The following is a 17,505-nucleotide window of genomic DNA, read 5'->3' as shown; positions in this document are numbered from 1 at the left end:
TCACCCGAAGGAAGTACGGTGAGCCACGTGACCACGTCTCCACGGGTGCCCGCGGACCTGTTCCGCTTCACCACGGCCGAGCGCGCTGAGCTGCACACCGCTGTGCTGCGGGCGTTCGGCCTGGCGAACGAGCGCTTGGAGACGTCGCTGACGCTCGACGACGTGCAGCTGCGGCTCAGGGACGCCGGCTGGGCCGAGCAGGTGACGGACGACGACCTGGCCACGTCGCTCGCTGCTCTGCGTCAGTGGGGCCTGATCGACAGCACCCAGCACCGGTACGGGCTGACGAAACACGGTGAGGCGGCGTACGCCGGCGTTCAGCACGCGCTCGAGACCCTGACCAGCAGCGGCTCGCTGCAGACCGCGGTGCTCGACGCGATCGCGGACCGGCTCGACGAGCTGAGCAAGCCGCAGGACGACCGCCGCACGTTCACGGCGCTGCAGGAGCTGGAAGCCCACGTCAAGGCGCTGCAGACGAACACCACCAGGTTCAACGGCGAGCTGCAGCGGCTCCTCAGGGACGAGCACGACCTCGCCACGTTCCAGGACGTCAAGCGCACGACGATCACCTACCTGCGCGGCTTCATCGCCGACCTGGACGCGCGCAAGCAGCAGATCCGCGAGAAGATCGACGGCATCGATCCCGTCAAACTGCACGAAGACGCGCGAAACGGCGCCGACCTGTACGACGACGAGAACTGGCTCCAAGCCCGGACGGAAGCCTGGGACAGCCTCAAGGCCTGGTTCCACGACACGCCTTCGAAGGCCGACGAGCTGCAGGACGTCGCGCGGAAGGCGATCGTCGGGCTGCTGAGGGTGCTCGACCGGATCAGCGAGCAGCGGAAGCGTCCGACGAACACGGCCGCCGACTTCAGGGCGCTGGCCAGGTGGTTCGCCCGGACGAACACCGAGGACGAGGCGCACGAGCTGTTCAACGCCGCGTTCGGGCTCTTCTCCGCGCGGCACGCCCACCTCGCGCACGCCGACGGGGAGCTGATTCCGAGCGCCGAGCCGTGGCACAACACGCCTCCTGTGCAGTTGTCGCCGCAGCTGCGGGCCACCGGCAAGCAGGAGCACATCGGCAGCACCGGCAAGATCCGCAACGTCGACGAGGTGCGCCGCAACCGCCGCCGGCAAGCGGAAAAGGAACGCGAAGAGCTCGAGCACGCGTGGCGGCAGATCCAGACCGACGGGCCCATCAGGATCTCCACGCTCACCAACCTCGACCACGACACCTTCCACCGGCTCATCGACCTGGTCGGGCGGGCGCTCGGCAGCGATCCGGACAGCACCGGCACGCGCACTGCCGGGACGACGGACGGGCGGATGCAGATCAATCTCCGCAACGCTCGCGGCTGGGCGACCATCACCACCCAGAAGGGCACCTTGAGCGGGCCCGACTACGTGATCGACGTGCAAAGCCGATGAGCAGGACGGGGAATCAGCTCGCCCGGCTGGAGAGCGAGGAGGTGGCGCGCGGTGTGCGGCTGTTGCTCGCACGGCCGTTGCTCGCCGCCGTGCACGATCCGGACGGGTTCGACCTCGTCAGAAGGCGCCGCGAACCGATCGTGAAGTGGTTCGACTACTACTGCGGCTGGCGTGTGCTCGTGGAGCCGCGTGCCGGGTATGCGCGCCTGTTCAAGACCACGCAGCGGCCCGACCGGACGCGTCCTGCCCGAGGCTTCGACCGCAGGCGCTACACGTTGCTGTGCCTCACGTGTGCGGAGTTGCTCAGCACGACGACGATCACCGCCGACGCGCTGGCCGACCGGATCGAACAAACCGTTGCGCTGGAAGACCTGCCGCCGTTCGACCCGGACAGGCGCGCCGACCGGTCCGCGTTCGCCGACGTGCTGGACTTCCTCGAAGAACGCGGCGCCGTCGAGAACGACGGGACGCACCTGCGCAGCGATCCGGTGATCATCACGCGGCTGCTGGCCGCGCCGGTTTCGCCGTCCACTGTGGACAGCATCGAGGACCTCACTCGCGAGACCCGGTACGAGGCCGCGCACCGGAGCTTGTGGCAACGGCACTCCACGATGCGCCGGCTCATGGACGACCCCGTCGTGTACCGGGACGAACTGACCGCGGGCCAGCTCGCCTTCCTGACGTCCCCCACCGGGCGCAAGGTCGTTCAGACGGGCATCGGGCTCGCCGGGTGCACGTTGGAGGAACGCGCCGAGGGGTTTCTCGTGGTCGATGCCGACGCTATCGCCACGGACACGAGGTTTCCCGACGACGACAGCCACGCGAAGGTCGCCGCGTTGTTGTTGCTCGACCGGTTGGCACGTGGTCCTGCGACCACAGAGGACCTCGTCGAGGAAGCACGCGAATTGCTGACGAAGTTCCGCAACTGGGCCAAGGCCTACCAGTCGGACGGCGGGGCGGGCAGGCTGGCGGCGGACGGCCTCGCGCTGCTGGAGGCGTTCGGGCTCGCGCGTGAGGAGAACGGCACCGTTCGACGGCTGCCCGCGGCGGCCAGGTACGCGGTGGAGGAGCAGCATGACTGACCGGTGGCACCCCAGCCGCGCCGGGATCATCAACGTCTGGCGCTACTACGACGAGATCTTCACGTTCCACCAGGGAAGACTGCTGCTCAGAGGGCCCAACGGCACGGGCAAGTCCAAGGCGCTCGAGCTGCTGCTGCCGTACCTCTTCGACGCGAACCTGCGCCCGCACCGCCTGTCGACGTTCGGCAGCGCGGACCGCACCATGCACTGGAACCTCATGGGCGAGGGCAACCAGGGCAGCACCCGCGTCGGCTACGTGTGGCTGGAGTTCCAGCACGGCGAAGAGTGGTTCACGTGCGGTGCGCGGCTGCAGGCGACGACGAACACGTCCAACGTCAACGCCACGTACTTCACCACCAGCCAACGCGTCGGGGACCTCGCGCTGGTCAACGAGGCCGGACGGCCGTTGACCAAGACGGATCTCATTGCGGCGATTGGTGAGCACGGCGTTGTGCACGCCTCTCCGGCCGACTACCGGCACACGGTGCGCACGACGTTGTTCCCCGGCGTGAGCGAGCAGCGGTACGACTCGTTGATCACCGCGCTGCTGCAGCTGCGGACGCCGAAGCTGTCCGAGCGGCTCGACCCGAGCGTGCTGTCGTCGTTGCTGTCCAAGGCGCTTCCGCCGCTGGACCAGTCGGATCTCACCGAGATCGCCGAGGGCTTCGAACGGCTCGACCGGCAGCGCGAGGAGCTGCGCAGGCTCGACGAGGAGATCGCCACCGCCGAGCGTCTCGCCGACGTCCAACGCACCTATGCGCAACGCGTGCTGGGTGCCGCAGCACACGCGTTGTCGTCTTCGTCTGAGCAGCTCGAAGACCTGACGCGCGCCGCACGGATGAGCGAACGGCGGTACCAGCGCCAGGTCGCCCTGGCCGACGAGGCCTTCGAGCAGCTGGCGGTGCTGGGGCGCGAGGCGAGCGCGGTCGACGCGGAGATCGCCGGGATCTCCGACCTGCCCGCCTATCAGGAGGGCAAGCAGCTCGACCTGTTGCGGCAACAGCATTCCGCCGCCGTGCACCGCGCCGGTGAGGCTGCCGCGCACGCCGCGAAACTGCGTGCGCTGGCCGTGACGGACGAGGAACGAGCGGCGCAGGCCAAGGCCGACGCGGCCGCACGCGCGGAAGACGTGCGGCGTTCGAGCGTGGAAGCCCGCGAAGCCGCCGAGCGCGCGGGCATGCTGTCGGTGTTCGAGGAGATCGACGCGGGCACCGACGCGCGTGCGGGCCGTCAGCTGCTCAGCGACGCCGCGGATGCCCGCACCGCCGAAATCAATGCCGTCATGCGCGCCATCGCCGTCCACGAGAGGGCTGTCGACGCACGGGACGCCGCACGCCAACGGCTCGACGAGACGCGTGAAGAACTCGAACTGGCCACGGACGCGGAGGTGGTGGCGCAGCAGGCGTTCGAGCAAGCGTTTGCGAAGTTCGGCGCCGACTTCGAGACGTGGGCACACGGCTGCACTGAGCTGCGCGTTTCCGAGCACGGCGAGGTCATCGAGGCCGCTGCACTGGCTCGCGAGGACTTCAGCGCCATCGAGTCACGTCTGAGCGAGACGCGTGCGGCGTTGAACGGCCAACTCGCGCAGTACAACGCCATCCGCGAGAAGCTCGCCAATCAGGTCGACGTCCCGCCACCCGCGCCGTACACGCGCAACGCCGAATACCGCTCTTCTGCCGTGGGCGCTCCTCTGTGGCGTCTGGTGAACTTCCGTCCCGGCACCCCACCTGACGTGTGCGCCGCTGTCGAAGCCGCCCTGGAGGCCTCGGGGTTGCTGGACGCGTGGCTCACGCCGGGCAACTCGTTCGGCCTCTCCGACCAGGACCGCTTCGCCGAACCACTGCTGGCCGCCCCGGCTCCCGGCACCACGTTGCTCGAAGTGCTGGTCACCGACGACGACCGCGCCCATCGGTTCTTGGAAGGCATCGCCTTCGGTGAAACCGCCACGGGGCACACGGCGGCCATCGGCGCTGACGGAACATGGCGCCTGGCCAACGTTCACGGCAGTTGGAGCAAGCCCTCCCCCACCTACATCGGCGCCGATTCCCGCCAACGCGCGCGTGCGGGCCGGATCGCCGAGCTGACCGGCCTGATCGAGCAGCTCGCCACGGAACTGGCGGACGTGGACGCCGCGCTGTCGCAGATCGCGGTCCGCCGCGCGACCCTGGCCGGCGAGCTCGCCAGGCAACCGTCGACCGACCCGGTGGAGATCGCCGAGGAACACCGCACCAAGGCCCAGTTGCGGTGCGCGGCGAGGAAGGACGCCGTCGCCGCCGCGACGCGCCAGGTGTCCGAAGCCGACGCACTCGTCGCCCAGACACAGCGCATGATCAACGGCGACGTCTCCGTGAACCTGGACGCCGTCGCCGCGTTCCGCACCGCGGGCCACCGCTGGCTGGACGACCGTCACGACGCCCTCGGCGCGGAAGCCCTTGCGGCCGAAGCGATGAACCGTTCGTCGGCGAGCAGCGCCCTGGCCGACGAGGCCGAGGAAGCCGCCGCCGCCCGCCAGCAGGAGGCCGCCGACCTCGCCATCACCCTGGAAACCGTCGAACGCTCCGCGGGCTCCGAGTTCCACGCCCTCGACCAGCAGCTCATCACGTTGCGCACCAAGGCCCTCGAACTGGCCGAGCAGCGCGAAACGTTGCAGGACAAGCAAACCGCTCTGGCGCGCACCCTCGGCACGCTGGAGGAGAAGCGCAAGGTCGACGCCTCACGTGCCGCGGAAGCCGCTGCTGTCCGTGACGCGGCCGAAGCCCGCTACCGCCACCTCACCAGCGGCCACCTGCCCGCCGACGCCGGCGACGTGCCCGAGGGCGCCGTGGACGCACGGCTGATCCGCGACGCCGAGTCACGCCTCAGCCTTGCCGGGCACGACGCCCAACAACAACTGGCGGGCCGCATCGACCTGTCGCTGGACCCCGACGACGACGTCACGGTCCTGACCGCGACTCTCGACGACGCGCGCATGGGCGCGCACGCGCTGCTTCAAGCGTTGCGAGCCGAACGCGACCGCATGCGCACCCACATCACCGACGCCGAACGCGACCGCTTCGACCAGACCCTCACCGGCGACACCCGAAGGCACATCGCCAAACGCATCCAGGGCGCCTCCGAACTCGTCGACACGATGAACCAACGCCTGGAACGCGTCCAAACCGCGTCCGGCATCCGCGTGCAGCTCGTCTGGCAGGTGGACCCGCAACTCCCGCCCGGCACCCGAGAAGCTCGCGACCTGCTGTTGCGCTCGGACCTCGACGCGTCCGAACGCGCCGTGCTGCACCAGTTCTTCCGCGAGCGCGTCGAAGAGGCACGCGCACACGACACCGCCACGGGCTGGGAACAACAACTCGCTCAGGTGCTCGACTACACGACGTGGCACCAGTTCGTCGTGAAGGTGGACCGCGGCGATGGCTGGGTGCCTGTCACCAAACGAGTCCACGGCGCGTTGTCCGGCGGTGAGAAGGCCATCGTGCTGCACCTGCCGTTGTTCGCCGCAGCGGCCGCGCACTACCACGCGACGCCGACTTCACCCCGCCTGATCCTGCTGGACGAGGTGTTCGTCGGCGTCGACGCGACCAACCGCGGCCAGCTGCTGGAACTACTGGTGGCGTTCGACCTCGACCTCGTGCTCACGTCGGACCACGAGTGGTGCGACTACCGGGAGCTGACCGGTATCGCGATCCACCAGCTGACCACGGGCACCGACGGCGACGACGCCGTGACGACGGTCCGCTTCACGTGGGACGGCCACAGCCTCAAGGCTGATGACTGAACAACGCCAGCAGTTCCCGCTGCTCCAGCGTGAGCACGAACTCCGGGTTGTGCCGCGGATACACCTCCGCGGCCTCCCACACGTGCGCGCGCACGCTTGAGGCGACACCGATCTTGCAGCCACGCGCCCTGAGGTCCGCCACCACAGCCGCCGCGTCGAACAGGTACACGGCGTCGATGACCAACGGCCGCACCGCGCCGACCGAACTCTCCGCGGGCGCCTTCGGCCCGGTCAGCACGAGGTAGCTGTCCGGCCCGTCCTCGCGCAGGTCGAGCAGGTTGTCCCGCTTCGCGTACCACCTGATGTTCACCGTCCGGCCGTCCGCGAACCTGCCGTCGACGCCCCTGGCCGTGGTCTGCTGCTCCAGCTCGATCCCGAAGACCTGGGACGCGATCCAGTCGCCGAGGTGCCCTGGGAGGGCGGGGCGTCGGATGCACGCCGACAGCGCGGCGTCGATGCGGTTGCGCTCGCGGAGCAGTCCGGCCACCCGTGCCACGTCGTTCACGCGCGCTCTCCCGTGAGCTCGCCCAGCAGTCCCGCGAACAGGTCCTCCGACACGATCGGAATGCCGTAGCTGCGCGCCTTGTCCGCCTTTCCCGACAGGGAATTCGGATCCGCCGCGATCACCAGCGCGGTCTTCTTGGTGACGCCGCCCTTCACCGCCAGACCGGCGGACAACGCCCTGCTCTCCCACACCTCACGCGGCTCGCGCATCTCACCGGTGAAGACGACGAGATCTCCCAGCGAAAGCCGGACCGTGCGCCGCGGCACCGCCTCGCCCGGATCCACGCCGAGCAACGACGCGACCAGCCGCAGATCGGCCTCCTCGTCGGCCGTCACCACGCCGTCCTCCCGCGCGGCCTCGGCCAGCGCGGCGACGTAGTCGCGGTGCAGCCCCATCACCTCCGGCAACCCCAGGTCGAGCGCGCAGGCCACGTCGAGCAGCTCCTCCTGCTCCTCCGCCGAGAGATGCCGATCGACCAACGCCCGGTCCAGCACGGCGAGGTACTCGTCACCCCGCGGCGTCTCCACGCGGGGCAGCAGCCGGACGAGCTTCGCCAGGAAGTGCTGCTCGGCCGCGTGACCACTACTGCGTTGCACCGCGAACGCACTCGTCCGAGGCAGATCAAGCCGCACGGGCGGAACACCGCCAACGCGGTCAAGGCAACGCACGAGCAGACCGGCGGCCGCGCGCGCATCGTGCAACGCCGAGTGCGCGGTACCCATCGGCACGCCGGCCGCCGTACAACACGCGGCGAGCGAACGTGACGAAGCGCCGAGGTACCGGCCGGACAGCTCCATCGTGCACAGCCCCGAAGCCGAGAACTCGTGCCCCAGCCTGGCGAACTCGGCGTGCAGGAACCGCAGGTCGAACGACAGGTTGTGCGCGACGAGCACCCGGCCGGTGAGCCGCGCGGCGAGCTCACCCGCGATGCCCGCGAAGTCGGGAGCGCGACGGGCCTCCGCGGTGCTGATGCCGTGCACGTGCTGCGCGCCCAGGTCGCGGCGCGGGTTGACCAGCGTGCACCACTCGTCGGTCCGGCGCCCCGACGAGTCGACGTGCACGACGGCGACCTCGATCACCCGGTGGTGGCCGGGTGAGAGCCCGGTGGTTTCCACGTCGACGACGGCGTACCCGTTGCTCATGCCGGGGCTGTCGTTCGGACCCGTGCATTCCGTTATCAGATGTCATCCGATAGGACTAACGCGAGTTCGCCGCGGGTCGTGATGCCGAGCTTCGCGTAGGCGTTCGACAGGTGGTTGTCCACAGTGCGTACGGAGATCACCAACGACGACGCGATCTCCTTGTTCGTGAGGCCACGTGCGGCCAGCACGGCGATTTCCCGTTCACGACGCGTGAGCGGCGTTGCGGTCATGAGAGCCAACGCAGGCGTGCGCGCGCCCTCGCAGTGAGCCATCAACCGTCCGAACAAAGCGCGGTTGCCCGACTCCGCGGCTGCTTCCGCCGCCAGCAGCAGGTAGCCTGCCTCCTCGAACCGCGAGGCGACTTCCATCAGCGCATCGGAATCGTGGCGCACCAACGCATCCGCATGGGCGTAGTACGTCGGCACGAGCAGACCCGTGGTCGACGAAGCCAGCTCCCCCAACCGTTCCAGAGCGGCAGCCGCGTGCCCGAGCCGCACCGCCTCGTGCAACAGCCACGCCTCGGCAGCGAACTCGCCGTGCGCACGAGCGTCTTCGGCGGCCTCGAACGGTGACGTGCCGCCCGCCCAGATCCGCGCGAGCCACAACCCGAACCGGCTCGGACGCTGGCCTTTCGGCACGAGCTTCTCCGCCTCGGCCAGCACGGAGCGCGCGTCGTTGCCCAGCAACGCCTCCACTTGCGCAAGTACGCACAACTTCACGAACGGCTGCACGGGACGCGCCTCTCGCAGCAACCGCCGTGCCTCCAGAAGACGCCCACCAGCCTGTGCCAGCCCGGCCAGCGACACGGCCCAGGTGGCCCGCATGGAGTCCCACTCGGTCTTCTCCCGATGCGCTTGCACGGCAAGACGTTCCGCAGCGGTCAAATCGCCGTGCATGGAGTACGTGAACACCTCGGCGAACACCGTCGTCTCGAACCCCAGCCCGACGGTGGGATCTGGCGGGACGACCGGGAACGGCCCCACGTAGCGGCCCTGCACGGCGTCGACCATCGCGAGGATCGCGGCCTGCTCCGGCACGTCGTAGGACAGGAGCGCGCGCACCTCGTCGTACTTGCCCGCGTCGAACAGCAGTACGGACCGGGAGACGTCGTCCTCGATCATCGCCGCCGCTTCCTCGCTGCGCCCGAGGGCCCAGCCGAGGTTCAGGGCACGCATCATGCGCAGCGCGGGCGGGTCGTCGTCGGTGGCGACCATCGCGAAGATCTCTTCGGCCTCCTCGGGACGATCGGTGAAGATCAGCACCTCGGCCAGCAGCCGGCCGGCCTCCACGCCGCCGCCAACGGCCCATGCGGCGCGTGCGAGTCGTTCTGCCAGAGCAACACCACCCGTCGCGGTGGCCAGGCGTCCTGCCGTCAGCAACTCCGCCGGGTCATCGGCCGTGCCGCTGTCCAGCCGCAACACGGCTACCCGCAACGGATCGTCCAGCACCGAGGCCAGATAACGCTGATGGTTGCGCTTGCGCAGAGGTGGGCATTGCGCGCGCAAAACCTCGCCGTACAGCGGATGCGCGAGCCTCAGGCCGTCGGAGGACACGGTGACGAGCCCGTCCAAGGCCTCGGAGGCGGCCAGGTCCAGCGGCTCACCGAACGCGAGCAGCTCCAGCACCCGGCGTTCCTCGTCGGGCACGGCGGCGAGGTGCGCCTCGATGAGCTCGACCAGCCGCGGCGACAACGGCAACGGCCCGTCCAACGACCAGACACCGCCGTGCGACGTCCACTGCGCGGCGAAGTGCATCTCGCGCAGCAGCAACATGTTGCCCGCCGAGGCGGTCCACAGCCGATCGGCCGTGGTGCTGTCCACCGGGCCACCGAGCACGGTCTCCAGCACCTCGACCACCGCGGCACGCCCGAGCGGTTCGAGCTCGATGCGCGGCAGCAGTTCGTCCTTCCACAGCGCCACCACGGGGTCCGGCGCGCGCTCGCCCGAACGCAACGTCGCCACCACCACGGACTCGCGGTGCTGCACGAGCATGTGCAACAGGCCGGCTGACGCGTCATCGAGCAGATGCACGTCGTCGACCACAACGACGCGACCGGCCAACACGGTCCGTACGGCGGTCAGCATCGCCAACGGCGAGGGATCGATCGACGGCAGGAAAGGCGCCATCACGCCGAGGGGAATCCCCGAGGTCGCGGACGTCGCACGCAGCCGGAAGTCACACGCCACCTCGTCCAGAAGCCGTGTCTTGCCCACACCCGCCGGCCCGGCCACGATCAGCCCGTTGCCCCGCAGCGCACGCCGGACCTCGGCGAGCTCGGCGTCCCTCCCCACGAACGGCCACCCCATGCCGTCAGGCTAGGTGATCCCCGCGAGAAAGATGGGTGATCACGTACTCAGGCCTACGACCAGCGCGAACGCCACAGTGAAGCCATGAGCTTCTTCACGGATCCGACACCGTACTTCGACCAGTGGCGCGAGCAGGGGCCCGCGCTGATCGACACCCCGGACGGCCGGCGGGCGTGGGTGATCAGCCGCTACGACGACGTCGTGCAGGCGCTCGGCCACCCCGGCCTCAGCAGCGCCGTCATCCCCGGCGGCATGCTCAACCACACCGACCCGCCGGAGCACACGCAGCTGCGCAAGCCCGTCGCGCGCGCGTTCTCCACACGGCGCATGGAGGCGTTGCGGCCGCGCATCGAGCGGATCACCAACGACCTGCTCGACGCGTGGGAGACCGAGGACGAGGTCGACGTGATCGACACGTTCGCCTACCCGCTGCCCATCACGGTCATCTGTGAACTGCTGGGCGTGCCCGAAAGGGACAGGAACGAGGTGCGCACGCTCACCTCCGAGCTGATGGCACCGGAGACCATGGTCGAGGCCTACGGCAGGTTCGCGCTGTACGTGCAGAACCTCCTGGAGACCAAGGAGCCCGGTGACGACGTCATCACCGACCTCCGCGACGAACCGAACCTCGTGCAGACCCTCGTGTTGCTCATCACAGCGGGGCACGAGACGACGGTGCAGCTGATCGGCAACGGTCTGCTCGCGCTGCTGCGCGATCCGGCCGTGAAGCAGAGGCTGATCGACGACCCGATCCTGCTCCCGGACGCCGTCGACGAGTTCCTGCGCCTCGACGGTCCGCTGGCGCTGGGGGTGTCTCGGATCGCCACCGCCGACGTGGAGATCGGAGGGGTCACGATTCCGCGATCTTCGCAGGTCACCGTCTCACTTGGCGCGGCGAACCGGGATCCGTCCCGGTACTCCGATCCGGACGTGTTGCAGCTGGGTCGAGACCCGCACGTCGCGTTCGGACACGGGATCCACTACTGCGTGGGAGCGCGGCTGGCTCGCGTCGAAGGCGAGATCGCGTTCGGAACGCTCCTGCGGCGTTTCCCGGAACTCGCGCTCGCCGCTGAGCCCGAGTGGCGGGAGTCATTCATCCGAGGCTTGGCGTCATTTCGCGTGCGGCCGAAGCCCTGATGGCTGCTCTGGCGGCCGACAGGTCGTCGACCGCGTAAATCTCCGGGCAGGAGGCGATGACGAGATCCTTGTCTGACGCAACGGTCAACAAAGAAACTTTCTCGCTCAACGACTTCGCTTGCCGGACAACTCCCTTGGCATCGACGCGGATCAACGTGACCCACGTCTCTGACCAGGGAAAGTCTGCTACGGCGCTGGATTTCCGCAGGCCTTCCACATCGAACTCGGCAAATCTGGGCATGCCACCAAGATAACGAGTGGAGGTTGCGGAAAGTCAAAGATCACCCTTTCACCGCAATGCCGCCAGCAGATGAGACAGGTTGACACCAACGGCGTCGGCCAACCGGCGCACGACTTCTGGAGCGGGTGCCAACGGGTGGGTGTCGCGGGTGGCCGGCAGTCCTTCCCCGCCGGAAAATTTCGATTGCGGAGTAACGGGCGCGAGGATCGGGTAGACGCGCCAGCGCGGCACCTTCGAATCGGCCATCGCGAGCGTGTTCCCGTGCCACAGCATCACGGCGGACTGGCGTTCGTTGCGCGCGAGGACGCAGCCATAGCCCGTGAGGGTGATCGCGCGTGCGGCCGCACGGACGGGATTGCGGAAGTCTCCGTCCACCACCCAGACGCCGTTCATCACCTCCGCGTTGAGCCCTTCGGCCTCCAGCGCGGCCAGCGTCTCGGCGTGCTGGTCGTCCGCGGCGGCCGTGGCCAGTTCCACGACCTCCTGGACCTCGGAGGCCGTCACCACACGCGCACCGGCCTCCGTGGAGTGGTGCAGGAGGCGTTCAACGTAACGGTCCTCCGCGTAGGCCGCCCACTCCTGCGCCTTCTCCCACGCCGCCCGTGCGAGGACATCGGCCTCGGAACCACCGCGCAGCCGTGCGTCCTGCAGCAGCTGTGCGAGCACCACGGCGATGACGGAGCTCAACAGGGCGTCGTCCCGTGACTCGTCGCCTTCGGGCACAAGCGTGGCCACCAGGTCGCGCAAGTCCGCGCGCCAGCTCTCGTCGCCAGCCCACACGCCGATGGCGAGCAGGTTCAGGTAGTGGTCCGCGATGGCCATCCGCACGAGCAACGGCTGAGAGGCCGCCTCACGCGCGTCACGCCGTGCGGCCACCTTCACCTGCTGCCGTTCCGCGGGGTCGACCACGCTCACGCGGATCTTGTCGAGTTCGTCGAGGAAGTCGTCCCACCGGTTCTCCGAAAACCGGGCGAAGACGTCGTCCACCTCATACCTCCAGCTCAAGTCGAGCGACGGACTCGAGTACTCGTCTGGTGCGCGCCACCTCGTGCGCGCGGAACACCGCGGCGCCCGCCACCGCCGCGATCGCCGTCGCGACGAGGGTGCCCTCGACGCGCTCGTGCAGTTCTACGCCGAGGGTCTCCCCGACGAAGTCCTTGTTGGACAACGCCATCAGCACCGGCCACCCGGTCGCCACCAGCTCGTCCGTGTGCCGCACCAGCGCGAGGCTGTGCCAGGTGTTCTTGCCGAAGTCGTGTGTGGGGTCGATCAGGACGCTCTTGCGCGGCACACCGAGCGCGACCACGCTTTCGGCGTGCGCGGTCGTCTCCGCGATGACGTCCGCCACCACGTCCGGATAGCTCACCCTGTGCGGGCGCGTCCGGGGTTTCACGCCGCCCGTGTGCGAGCAGACGTATCCGGCGCCGTACTCCGCGGCGACCTCGGCCAGCCTCGGGTCAGCGCCCGCCCACGTGTCGTTGAGCAGGTCCGCACCGGCCTCGCAGGCCAGCCTGCCGACGTCCGCGCGCCACGTGTCGCTGCTGATGACGAGGTCGGGGTAGGCGTCGCGCACACGGGCGATGAACGGCACGACGCGGCGCACTTCCTCGTCGGAGTCCACGAGGTCGCCGGGGCCCGCCTTCACACCGCCGATGTCGACGATGTCCGCGCCTTCCTCGACGACGCGGTGCACGGCCTCCATGGCGACGTCCTCGGCGTAGGTGGCGCCCTTGTCGTAGAAGGAGTCCGGGGTGCGGTTGATGATCGCCATCACCAGCGCGCGGTCGCGGACGACGGTCCGGCCGCGGAACTGGAGCTCGATCACATCCCGTGTCTACCAGGTGGTCCCCGGCCTTGGCACATGGCGGACGTCTCATACTGCACCGCGTGGAACTGGTTCAGGCGATCGACGAGCTCTGGCAGCGCGGCTGGCTGCCGTACGACGTGCGCGAGGTGGTGTCACGTTCGCTCTACGAGACGCACACCTCTCTCGCGGTGGACGCGATCGCTTTGTCCTGTTCGCCGCATGCCCCGTCGACGGTGCATCCGCGGTGGCAGCGTCAGCTGGACGAGATCGGTGCCTCGGTGTGGTGGGAGGGCCCGCTGCTGGAGGCGTGGGCCAAGCGTCACATCGAGACCGAGGAGTTCGCTTCTCGCATCGCCGCGAGGCTGGTGTGGTTCCTCCGGCGGTTGCCTCAGTTGCCGCGCATCCTGCCGTTGCCCGGTGACGCGTTGATGTCGGCCGTGCGCGCGGGCGTGGACCCGAAGGTGCTCAACCGGGTGCGCGCGCTGCTCGCGAAGGCCGAGTCGACGTCGTTCCCCGAGGAGGCGGAGGCGCTCTCGGCGAAGGCGCAGGAGCTGATGAACCGGCACGCCCTGGAACGGGCGATGCTCGACGCGGACCTGCCGCCGCTCGCGACGTCGCGGCGGATGTGGCTGGACAAGAGCTACTTCAAGGAGAAGTCGCGGCTCGTGCACGTGGTGTCGACGGCGTTCCGGTCGCGTGCCGTGGCGTATGACAGCTTCGGGTTCGTCACGCTGGTGGGTGACGAGGTGGACCTGGAGAGCGTGGAGCTGCTGTCGACGTCGCTGCTGGTGCAGGCGACGCGGGCGATGGTGGCGGTCGGCGGCCAGGCGAGGAAGGGCAGCGAGGCGCGCTCGCGACCGTTCCGGAAGGCGTTCCTGACGGCCTACGCAATGCGGATCGGCGAGCGGCTGCGGGAGGCGCCCGCCGTGTCCGACGAGCGGCTGCTGCCGGTGCTGGCCAGCCGGAAGCAGGCCGTGGACACGTTGTTCAACGAGATGTTCACCCGGACGAGGACCTCGAGCGTGACGGTGCGGTCGGCGGCCGGGTGGGGTGCGGGTCGTGCGGCTGCGGACGTCGCCGACATCGGTATCGGCCGTAGTTCCGTGACTTCCGGCTAAGCTGGCGCCGCCGCCCCGCGACCTAGGGTGGTGCACGTCTTTGTTCGGGAAGTCTCTTGCTGTCGCCGCGGTGCTCGCGGTGGTCTGCGCGTCCTCCGCGTCCGCTTCGTTCTCGCTGCTCAGACCGTTGACACGGGGCAACGGTGATTCCACTACGCCGGTCATCAGCGCCGATGGGCGCTATGTCGCGTTCCCCTCTCTCGCGTCGAACCTCGTGCACGGGGACCGCAACGGCGTGTCCGACATCTTCGTGAAGGATCTGCGCACCGGCGTCGTGCGGTCGGCGTCGCGTGGTAGCGACGGGCCTTCGTTCGATCCGCCCGCGCTGAGTGCGGACGGGCGGTTCGTGTCGTTCGCGTCGTCCGCGTCGAACCTGGTCGCCGGTGACACCAACGGCGTGGACGACGTGTTCGTGACCGACATGCGCACCGGGCGGGTCGAGCGCGTCAGTGGTGGCAACGGTCCTGCGTTCGGCAGCCCGGCCATCAGTGCCGATGGGCGTTATGTGGCGTTCCGATCCGAGGCGTCGACGTTGGTGGAGGGCGACACCAACGGTGTGGCGGACGTGTTCCTGGCCGACCGGGCGTCGGGTGTCGTGAGGCGGATCAGCACGTCGGCTTCGGGTGCGCAGGGCGACAAGCTGGTGCACCACGGGCTCGCGATGAGCGCCGACGGACGCCTCGTCGTTTTTCCTTCCGCCGCGACGAACCTGGTGCCGGACGACACGAACGGCAGCGTGGACATGTTCGTGAAGGACGTCGTTTCCGGTGCCGTGGAACGAGTCAACGTGTCTGCTGATGGTGTGCAGACGTCCTCCTACACGCTGATGCCCGCCATCACGCCCGATGGCTCGCGGGTGTTGTTCGTGGCGTGGGGCGACACGCTGGTGCCCGGTGACACCGAGGACACGCCGGACATCTTCATGAAAGACCTGCGCACCAAGGCGATCACGCGCGTGAACACGCGTCCTGACGGGACGGTGTCGGACGCGCAGCCGTACCAGCCGTCGGTGAGCGCGGACGGCCGGTTCGTGGTGTTCTCGTCGCTGGCGTCGAACCTGGTGCCGCGCGACACGAACAACGTGGACGACGTGTTCCTGAAGGACATGCGCACGGGTGCGGTGACGCGCCTGAGCGAGCGTTTCGGCAGGCAGGGCAACAACTTCTCGCTGGCGCCGACGATCAGCGCCGACGGCCGCTCGGTGGTGTTCTCGTCGAAGGCGACGAACCTGACCCCCACCCCTTCGAGTGAACTCCTCCTTCACCACCGCATCTGAGGGCGCTCCCCGCCAAAAACCGTCAGACCCCCTCCCTAACGTCAACCCCATGACATCCACCTACCGCAACGAGATCAAGCTCGGCGAGGTCCACTACCGGCTGAGCGCGACGACGGACTCCGCGGAGTCCCTGACGCTGGAACTGCAGGGAGCGCTCGACTCGGGAGAGGTGATCGCGGACGGCTGCCTTCGACTCCCCGTCGAAGGCAGCGCCGCGGTCGGCAAGCTCCTGTCACGCGTCCTGGGCGCCCACACGCGCCTGCGCGGCCGCACCTCTCGCTACGCCAACGCCAACCAGCCCTGGACCGACTCCCTCGACACCACCCTGCGCACCACCTGGCTCACCCCGACCGACACCCCGGCCCAGACGCTGATCAGGTCCATCGCCGACGACATGCAACGCTCCCCCACGGCCATCCGAGCCCGCCTGGCCCGCGTGGGCTGCGACCCGGACGTCCCCGGCCGCGAACTCTCCGCCGCGGCGGCCACCCTGCTGGGGTCGATGTCAGGGACCACTCAGGGAAAGACCTGATTCGCCGCACCCCCGGCCCGGCGCACCCTGGAGCCCTGAGCACCAGAGCTTCAGGGGGTAAACAGTGGAAATCAGCGGCTTGTTCACCGCACTGCTCTTCGGAGCCCTCATCGGCGGCCTGGGCCGCCTGGTGGTCCCCGGCAGGCAACACGTCTCGCTGCTGGCCACCATCGCGGTAGGCATCGTCGCCGCCCTGCTGGGCACCGCGGCAGCCACGGTCCTGGGCGTGGCCGACACCCCGGGCATCGACTGGATCGAACTGGCCCTCCAGGTAGGCCTCGCCGGCGCCGGCGTGACCATCCTGGCCAACCGCGCCAAGCCCAAACTCCCCCACTGACACCACCGGGCACGGGCGGCCAAGCCGCCCACCCACCCGTACCCACCAACCCGGCCACCAGACCCGAGCCGCCGTGCCCTCCACCGCCCAGCCGCGCCAGGACCGCACCGCGCCCAACGGGTCCCAGGCCCGCGCCCGGCCGCCAAACCCGAGCCGCGCTGCCCTCCGCCGCGCCATCGCGCGGACCGCAGCGCTCCCAACGGGTCCTGCGGCCCTGCGACATCGGCACGCACTCAACCAGTAGCCAGCCTCGGCTTGCGCGCAACACCGGACCCACGAGCGGCCAGCCGAACCGCGGACAACGACTCACCACTCACCAACGCACAACCCACGTCCCGAAGAGGCCGACAGATCCGAGCCGCCGTGCCCTCCGCCGCCTCGGCGCGCCCGGACCGCACAGCCCCAACGGACCGCAGGCCAACCCAGCTGGCAGACCCGAGCCGCACCGCCCTCCGCCACGTCACCGTGCGGACCGCACCCGCGCCCAACGGGTCCTGCGACCCACCACCGTCGGCCCGTCCGCGCGCCACGGCAACGCCCCCCACAGAGCAGTCTGCTGTCCCTGCCCGCAGGCCGACTCACCACTCGCCGAGGCACAACCGTGTCCTCCACCCCTCGCCCCGTGCGGATCGCGGCGCTCCCCGACGAATCCCAGGCGTCCCGCTCCACCACAACCAGCTGCACTGCGGGCCGACACACCTCTCGCAGCCACATCACCCACGCACCACGCCACCCACGGCTGCGCACCAGCGGCTACCTAACCCACCCACAGATCCGAGGTGCTTTGCGTCCCCACAACCACCATCCGCCATGACTGAT

Annotated in this window: 14 protein-coding genes; 8 read left to right on the top strand and 6 right to left on the bottom strand. The window is 69.3% G+C overall.

Annotated elements, in window-relative coordinates:
* The first annotated feature begins 27 nt into the window (after window positions 1-27).
* From IEZ09_RS09180 to IEZ09_RS09170, 3 genes are read left to right on the top strand one after another with little or no spacing between them, the layout of a single operon-like run.
* Window positions 28-1,428 (top strand): TIGR02677 family protein, encoded by a 1,401-nt coding sequence (locus tag IEZ09_RS09180; RefSeq protein ID WP_229812382.1) that lies wholly within the window; start codon window positions 28-30, stop codon window positions 1,426-1,428.
* Window positions 1,425-2,510, top strand: coding sequence for a TIGR02678 family protein (locus IEZ09_RS09175; protein ID WP_189253158.1), 1,086 nt, complete (start codon window positions 1,425-1,427; stop codon window positions 2,508-2,510). Before IEZ09_RS09180 ends, IEZ09_RS09175 begins: the two co-directional genes overlap by 4 nt.
* Complete coding sequence (locus tag IEZ09_RS09170; protein ID WP_189253157.1) at window positions 2,503-6,285, top strand: TIGR02680 family protein; 3,783 nt, start codon at window positions 2,503-2,505, stop codon at window positions 6,283-6,285. Before IEZ09_RS09175 ends, IEZ09_RS09170 begins: the two co-directional genes overlap by 8 nt.
* Here the strand turns inward: IEZ09_RS09170 and IEZ09_RS09165 are convergent.
* The 3 genes from IEZ09_RS09165 to IEZ09_RS47685 are packed head-to-tail and all read right to left on the bottom strand — an operon-like array spanning window position 6,269 to window position 10,238.
* On the bottom strand, window positions 6,269-6,790 hold the full coding sequence (locus IEZ09_RS09165) for a hypothetical protein (RefSeq protein WP_189253156.1): 522 nt from the start codon (window positions 6,788-6,790) through the stop codon (window positions 6,269-6,271). The two genes, IEZ09_RS09170 and IEZ09_RS09165, sit on opposite strands and share 17 nt — an antisense overlap.
* Entirely contained in the window at window positions 6,787-7,932 is a 1,146-nt protein-coding gene (locus tag IEZ09_RS09160) for an exonuclease domain-containing protein (RefSeq protein ID WP_189253155.1), read from the bottom strand. Before IEZ09_RS09160 ends, IEZ09_RS09165 begins: the two co-directional genes overlap by 4 nt.
* 35 nt (window positions 7,933-7,967) lie before the next feature.
* A complete protein-coding gene (locus tag IEZ09_RS47685) occupies window positions 7,968-10,238 on the bottom strand; it encodes a LuxR family transcriptional regulator (protein WP_301325017.1) in 2,271 nt (756 codons plus the stop codon).
* Between the two features lie 84 nt (window positions 10,239-10,322).
* Here IEZ09_RS47685 and IEZ09_RS09150 point away from each other — a divergent pair, with 84 nt between their 5' ends.
* Window positions 10,323-11,375: a cytochrome P450 family protein gene (locus IEZ09_RS09150; protein ID WP_189253154.1), complete on the top strand. Its 1,053-nt coding sequence runs from the start codon at window positions 10,323-10,325 to the stop codon at window positions 11,373-11,375.
* Here IEZ09_RS09150 and IEZ09_RS09145 read toward each other — a convergent pair.
* Genes IEZ09_RS09145 through folP form a run of 3 tightly spaced genes read right to left on the bottom strand, consistent with a single transcriptional unit; the run spans window position 11,332 to window position 13,441 of the window.
* The gene (locus IEZ09_RS09145) at window positions 11,332-11,616 is read right to left on the bottom strand and encodes a hypothetical protein (RefSeq protein WP_189253153.1); all 285 of its coding nucleotides are present in this window, start codon (window positions 11,614-11,616) and stop codon (window positions 11,332-11,334) included. The genes IEZ09_RS09150 and IEZ09_RS09145 overlap by 44 nt on opposite strands.
* Before the next feature lie 48 nt (window positions 11,617-11,664).
* Entirely contained in the window at window positions 11,665-12,603 is a 939-nt protein-coding gene (locus IEZ09_RS09140; protein WP_189253152.1) for a hypothetical protein, read from the bottom strand.
* A 1-nt stretch (window position 12,604) separates the two neighbouring features.
* The gene (folP, locus tag IEZ09_RS09135; protein WP_229812381.1) at window positions 12,605-13,441 is read right to left on the bottom strand and encodes a dihydropteroate synthase; all 837 of its coding nucleotides are present in this window, start codon (window positions 13,439-13,441) and stop codon (window positions 12,605-12,607) included.
* 62 nt (window positions 13,442-13,503) lie between these two features.
* Here folP and IEZ09_RS09130 point away from each other — a divergent pair, with 62 nt between their 5' ends.
* The 4 genes from IEZ09_RS09130 (at window position 13,504) to IEZ09_RS09115 (ending at window position 16,686) form a co-directional block, all read left to right on the top strand.
* Window positions 13,504-14,541 carry a DUF2786 domain-containing protein gene (locus IEZ09_RS09130; protein WP_189253151.1) on the top strand — a complete coding sequence of 346 codons (1,038 nt, stop codon included), beginning with the start codon at window positions 13,504-13,506 and terminating at the stop codon, window positions 14,539-14,541.
* A 40-nt stretch (window positions 14,542-14,581) separates the two neighbouring features.
* On the top strand, window positions 14,582-15,817 hold the full coding sequence (locus IEZ09_RS09125; protein WP_189253150.1) for a TolB family protein: 1,236 nt from the start codon (window positions 14,582-14,584) through the stop codon (window positions 15,815-15,817).
* Window positions 15,818-15,866: 49 nt separating this feature from the next.
* Complete coding sequence (locus IEZ09_RS09120; protein WP_189253149.1) at window positions 15,867-16,349, top strand: hypothetical protein; 483 nt, start codon at window positions 15,867-15,869, stop codon at window positions 16,347-16,349.
* A gap of 64 nt (window positions 16,350-16,413) precedes the next feature.
* Window positions 16,414-16,686 carry a GlsB/YeaQ/YmgE family stress response membrane protein gene (locus tag IEZ09_RS09115; protein ID WP_189253148.1) on the top strand — a complete coding sequence of 91 codons (273 nt, stop codon included), beginning with the start codon at window positions 16,414-16,416 and terminating at the stop codon, window positions 16,684-16,686.
* The last annotated feature ends 819 nt before the right edge of the window (window positions 16,687-17,505 follow it).

Origin of the sequence: Lentzea flava (assembly GCF_014648475.1) — a bacterium.
GTDB lineage: Bacteria > Actinomycetota > Actinomycetes > Mycobacteriales > Pseudonocardiaceae > Lentzea > Lentzea flava.
This window is presented reverse-complemented; position numbering and strand designations above follow the sequence as displayed.

Excerpts from the sequence above, each read along its gene's own strand:
- IEZ09_RS09160 (WP_189253155.1), bottom strand. The coding sequence starts at position 7,932 with ATGAGCAACGGGTACGCCGTCGTCGACGTGGAAACCACCGGGCTCTCA.
- IEZ09_RS09145 (WP_189253153.1), bottom strand. The coding sequence starts at position 11,616 with ATGCCCAGATTTGCCGAGTTCGATGTGGAAGGCCTGCGGAAATCCAGC.
- IEZ09_RS09120 (WP_189253149.1), top strand. The coding sequence starts at position 15,867 with ATGACATCCACCTACCGCAACGAGATCAAGCTCGGCGAGGTCCACTAC.
- IEZ09_RS09170 (WP_189253157.1), top strand. The coding sequence starts at position 2,503 with ATGACTGACCGGTGGCACCCCAGCCGCGCCGGGATCATCAACGTCTGG.
- IEZ09_RS09175 (WP_189253158.1), top strand. The coding sequence starts at position 1,425 with ATGAGCAGGACGGGGAATCAGCTCGCCCGGCTGGAGAGCGAGGAGGTG.
- IEZ09_RS47685 (WP_301325017.1), bottom strand. The coding sequence starts at position 10,238 with ATGGGGTGGCCGTTCGTGGGGAGGGACGCCGAGCTCGCCGAGGTCCGG.
- IEZ09_RS09150 (WP_189253154.1), top strand. The coding sequence starts at position 10,323 with ATGAGCTTCTTCACGGATCCGACACCGTACTTCGACCAGTGGCGCGAG.